5 protein-coding genes are annotated in these 4659 nt (G+C 66.0%); 3 read left to right on the top strand and 2 right to left on the bottom strand.

All coding sequences use genetic code 11. From position 1 onward, the window contains the following. Window positions 1–505 (top strand): GNAT family N-acetyltransferase (locus ACXJKH_RS15325; RefSeq protein WP_457320544.1); only part of this gene is annotated, 505 nt, incomplete at its 5' end. A 498-nt stretch (window positions 506–1003) separates the two neighbouring features. Here ACXJKH_RS15325 and ACXJKH_RS15320 read toward each other — a convergent pair. Both ACXJKH_RS15320 and ACXJKH_RS15315 read right to left on the bottom strand, forming a co-directional pair. Beyond that, complete coding sequence (locus tag ACXJKH_RS15320) at window positions 1004–2125, bottom strand: anion permease (RefSeq protein ID WP_457320542.1); 1122 nt, start codon at window positions 2123–2125, stop codon at window positions 1004–1006. A gap of 13 nt (window positions 2126–2138) precedes the next feature. Further along, window positions 2139–2765, bottom strand: coding sequence for a DUF47 domain-containing protein (locus tag ACXJKH_RS15315; protein ID WP_256776143.1), 627 nt, complete (start codon window positions 2763–2765; stop codon window positions 2139–2141). A 282-nt stretch (window positions 2766–3047) separates the two neighbouring features. On the opposite strand from ACXJKH_RS15315, the gene ACXJKH_RS15310 reads away from it, so the two are divergent. Then, window positions 3048–4358 (top strand): hemolysin family protein, encoded by a 1311-nt coding sequence (locus ACXJKH_RS15310; RefSeq protein ID WP_457320540.1) that lies wholly within the window; start codon window positions 3048–3050, stop codon window positions 4356–4358. Next, on the top strand, window positions 4342–4659 hold a 318-nt coding region (locus tag ACXJKH_RS15305; RefSeq protein WP_457320538.1), incomplete at its 3' end, for an exopolysaccharide biosynthesis protein. The genes ACXJKH_RS15310 and ACXJKH_RS15305, both read left to right, overlap by 17 nt.

The raw sequence follows: 4659 nt of genomic DNA, 5'->3' as shown, positions 1-4659 counted from the left end.
GAGCCCGATCCGCGCCAGCGACGGTACCGCGCTTTTTGCCATCCAGTCCGACCCGACGGTGATGCGCTACTGGAACCACGCGGCCTGGACGGAGTTGAAGCAGGCCTACGCGCAGATCCTCGACGACCTCGCCGCGATGGACGAGGGCATCCAGCTCAAGCTCGGCATCCGCGAGCAGGCCGACGGCCCACTGCTGGGCATCTGCGTGGTGTTCGGCATCGAGGAGGCCTCCGGGCGCGCCGAGATCGGCTACAACCTCGCCCCGCAGGCACAGGGCAAGGGCTACATGCACGAGGCGCTGCAGTGCTTTGTCGACTACCTGTTCGATGACCGCGGCCTGCGCCGGCTGGAAGCGGAGATCGATCCGCGCAACGCACCGTCTGCCAAGGTGCTGGAGCGCATCGGATTCCAGCGCGAAGGCCTGCTGCGCGAACGCTGGTGCGTGGGCGGGGAGCTGTCCGATTCGGCGTTGTACGGGTTGCTGGCACGGGAACGCGTCCGCTGAGTGGGTAGCGCCGAGCCACGCTCGGCGGTGGTCGGTGRGTCGGGCGCTGGGCGCCCATACCCTTTCCGGCGAATGTCCCCCGGGGTCGGCCTKCGGCCGCCCCCTCCTCCTTTATTTCGCCTCCAAGGGYATGGGCGCCCAGCGCCCGACYCACCGACCAGMGCCAAAAAAGCCTAGGTTCCGCTTAGCTCCGCAAGCCGAGCCCCGTAGGGGGCGGTAGGCTCCTGGGCAAAATMAAGGAGGAGGCCGCCAGGCCGGGGGACATTTGCGCCAGGGGCCTACCGGTCGCTACGGGGCCCTGACGCTCGCGACAGACCCAAGCGAAGACGCCACCTGATCCACGCCGCTCTTGGACAAACCAACCGCCGCGCGCCCTCTACTGCGGCAGTTGCAACAACACGCTCCCCCTATTCCTTGGGAGAAAAAACGAAAAACCCGCCTTTCGGCGGGTTTTTCGTTGCAGCCGAGCATGGCTCGGCACTACCGATTCAACGCGACTTACGCCCAGCCAAACAGCTCGAACAGGCGCAGGATCAGGTACGCACAGCCGCCGGCGGCCGGGATGGTCAGGATCCAGGCCCAGACGATGCGCTCGATCACGCCGAAGCGCAGCGAACGCGGGTTCTTGGCGTAGCCCACGCCCATGATCGCGGTGGAGATGCTGTGCGTGGTCGAGACCGGCATGCCGAAGTGCGCCGCCAGGGTCAGGATCGTGGCCGAGCTCGTCTCCGCGGCGAAGCCGTGGATCGGGTGCAGCTTCACCATCTTGTGGCCCAGCGTCTTGATGATCTTCCAGCCGCCCGAGGCCGTACCGGCCGCCATCACCACCGCACAGGTCAGCACGATCCACATCGCGATGCCGTCACCGGCGCTGGCATCGGGGTGCATGAAGGCCAGCCACGACGGCAGTTCGTTCAACGCACCGGTCGCCTCGGCGCCGATCAGGGTCATGGCGATGATGCCCATGGTCTTCTGCGCATCGTTGTGGCCGTGGGCAAAGCCCATGTAGGCCGCCGAGGCGATCTGTGCCTTGCCGAAGAACGCATTGACGATGCGCGGCCGCGCCATGCGCCCGAGCCAGCCACCGGCCTTGGCCATGCCGGCGATGATCGCCCACAGCAGCAGCATCACCAGAATGCCGAGCAGGAAACCTGCGATCGGCGAGGTGATCATCGGCAGGAACACCTTCCACAGCAGGCCCTTGTTCTGKGCCCAGGTGCCGATGCGTTCGGACCAGATCAGCGCATCCCAGTTGTTGTGGGCCGCGGCCAGGCCAGCGCCGCACAGGCCACCGATCAGGGCGTGCGAAGACGAGGACGGCAGCCCCTTCCACCACGTGATCAGGTTCCAGATGATGCCGCCCAGCAGCGCGCACAGGATCACCTGCGGGGTCACATCGACCACGTTGGTGTTGAGCAGGCCCGAGGCGATGGTCAGCGCCACGGCGGTGCCGGTCAGGGCGCCGAGGAGGTTCATGAAGGCCGCGAGCATCACCGCCCAGCCGGGCGAGAGCACTTTGGTCGCCACCACGGTGGCGATGGAGTTGGCGGTGTCGTGGAAGCCGTTGATGAACTCGAAGACGAGCGCGGCCAGGATCACCACCAGGACAAGGGTCAGCATGCTGTGGCGTCCGTCAGCTGTTCTTCAGCACGATCTGGTACGCCACCACACCGGCCTCGCGGCACCGGTCGATGGCCTTTTCCAGGATCTCGAAGAACTCCTTGAGCAGGAACATCTGCAGGTTGTCCAGGCGGCCGGAGTAGATGTCGCGGTACAGCTCGAGCATCAGCCGGTCGGCCTCGTTCTCCAGCGAGCGCAGCCGCTCGTTGAGCGCGGTCATCCGGTCCAGGTTCATGTGGCGCAGGTCGTTGACCATCTCCACCACCACGCTGGCGGCCTGCTCGAGCATCGCCGCGCGCGGCGCGAAATCGATGTGCTCCAGGTGCTGGGTGGCCAGCGAATAGCGGTCGGCGAACTTCTCGACCTGCTTGGGAATCTTGTACAGCGCCGAGCCCAGCGCTTCGATGTCCTCGCGCTCGATCGGGGTCATGAAGCTGTCCACCAGCGCCTGGCTGATCTTGTCCGAGGCGGCGCGTTCGCGCAGGCGGGCCAGCTTGAAGGCGTCCAGCGCAGGCTGGCGGTCGGCGTCGCGGAGCATCGCGTGCAGCGCCTTGGCGCTGTCCTGGGCGGCCTGGGCAGCCTCGTCCAGCAGGGTGTAGAACTGTTTGCCGGAGCCGAAAATGGTCTGCAGAGAGAACATTGAGAAACCTATTCGCCGTCGAGGAAGGACGGCACCGGGCGGAATTATGACGGTTTGATGTCCAATCCGGGTACTCCCCGTCATCTTCACGCTGGAACGGCCCAGTCTGAACGACTCTGGTTGCTCCCCTGCCCCGGCCTTTTGTTAAGATGCGCGGGCGCCTTCGGGCGCACTCTATGGACGACGACCCTTACCCCCCGCCGCACCGCCGCGCTTACGCGCCCTCCGGTAGCCGACATCGCTTGAACACGCCCTCCCTGCCACCAACCGGGGACGACGCCCGTGTTTGAACTGATTATTGTCCTGGCCCTGATCCTGCTCAACGGCTTCTTCGCCATGTCCGAGATGTCGGTCATGACCTCGCGCAAGAGCCGCCTCAAGCAGATGGCCAGCACCAGCAAGCGCGCCGAGCGCGCCCTGGAACTTTCTGAAAAGCCGGAGAGCTTCCTCTCCACGGTCCAGATCGGGATCACCCTGATCGGCATCCTGACCGGCGTGTTCGGTGGCGAGGCGATCGGCCTGGCCATCGCGACGTGGCTGCACGGGATGTTCCCGGCCTTTGCCTATTCGGGTGAGGTGGGCAAGGCGCTGGCGGTGGCCCTGATCACCTTCCTGACGTTGATCTTTGGCGAACTGGTGCCCAAGCGACTGGCGATCACCCGCTCGGAGGACATCGCCGGCCTGGTCGCGTGGCCGATGGGCTGGCTGTCACGGATCGCCTTCCCGGCGGTCTGGCTGCTCTCGCACAGCACCCGACTGGTGCTGCGCGTGCTGGGCCTGGGCAAGGACGAGGCCGCGTCGGTGACCGAAGAAGAGATCCGCATGCTGGTGGCCGAGAGCCACGAGGCCGGCGTGATCGACGCGCACGAGCGCGACATGATGAACCGGGTGATGCGCCTGGGCGACCGCACCGCCGACAGCCTGATGACCCCGCGCAACCGGATCGCCTGGCTGGACACCATGGCCGACCCGGAGAAGAACATCGCCACCATGCGCGAGAACGAGTTCTCGCGTTACCCGGTGTATCGCGGCAACGACCAGGACATCGTCGGCGTGCTGGAAGTGAAAAGCCTGGTCACCCGGCTGGTGCGCGATGACCATTCGCTGTTCCAGAACCTGCGCGAACCGCTGTACGTGTCCGAATCCACCCATGCGATGAAACTGCTGGAGATCTTCCGCGAAGAACAGCAGTCGATGGCGCTGGTGGTGGACGAGTACGGTGAAATCCAGGGCCTGGTGACGATCAGCGACCTGATGGGCGCGGTGRTCGGGCGCCTGCAGTCGGTGGAGAACGTGGACGAGGACGCGCTGGTGGTGATGCGCGAAGACGGCTCGTTCCTGGTCGATGGCTCGCTGTCGATCGAGGACCTGCGCGAACTGATGGGCAACGCCGAGCTGCCCGATGGCGAGGACGGCGACTACTACACGCTGGCCGGCATGTGCATCCACTACTTCGGGCGCATCCCGCACGCGGGCGAGTACTTCGACTGGGCCGGCTGGCGCATCGAGATCGTGGACCTTGATGGCGCGCGTGTGGACAAGCTGCTGCTGCGCACGCTGTCCGAAGAAGAGACCGATGAACTCACCGGCTGATCCGCCGACCCCGGCGCCGGGTCCGGACGAGTACCGCAACGAGGGCATCCGGACCCTGCTGGCGATGTTCGACCAGGGTGATCCGGACGCACGGCTGCTGCTGGGCAAGATCCTCCAGGACCTGCAGCAGAGCGCGTTCGGGGTGTTCCTGTTCGTGGCGATCCTGCCGGCGTTCATCCCGATCCCCGGCGTGGCCGGCGCGGTGAGCGGTCCGTTGATCCTGTTGATCGGGGCGCAGATGCYGTTCGGCCTGCATCGGCCGTGGCTGCCGAAATTCATTGCCCGCCGCGGGCCCAGGCGC

Source organism: Stenotrophomonas sp. P5_B8 (assembly GCF_054049855.1).
This window is presented reverse-complemented; position numbering and strand designations above follow the sequence as displayed.

Excerpts from the sequence above, each read along its gene's own strand:
- ACXJKH_RS15315 (WP_256776143.1), bottom strand. The coding sequence starts at position 2,765 with ATGTTCTCTCTGCAGACCATTTTCGGCTCCGGCAAACAGTTCTACACC.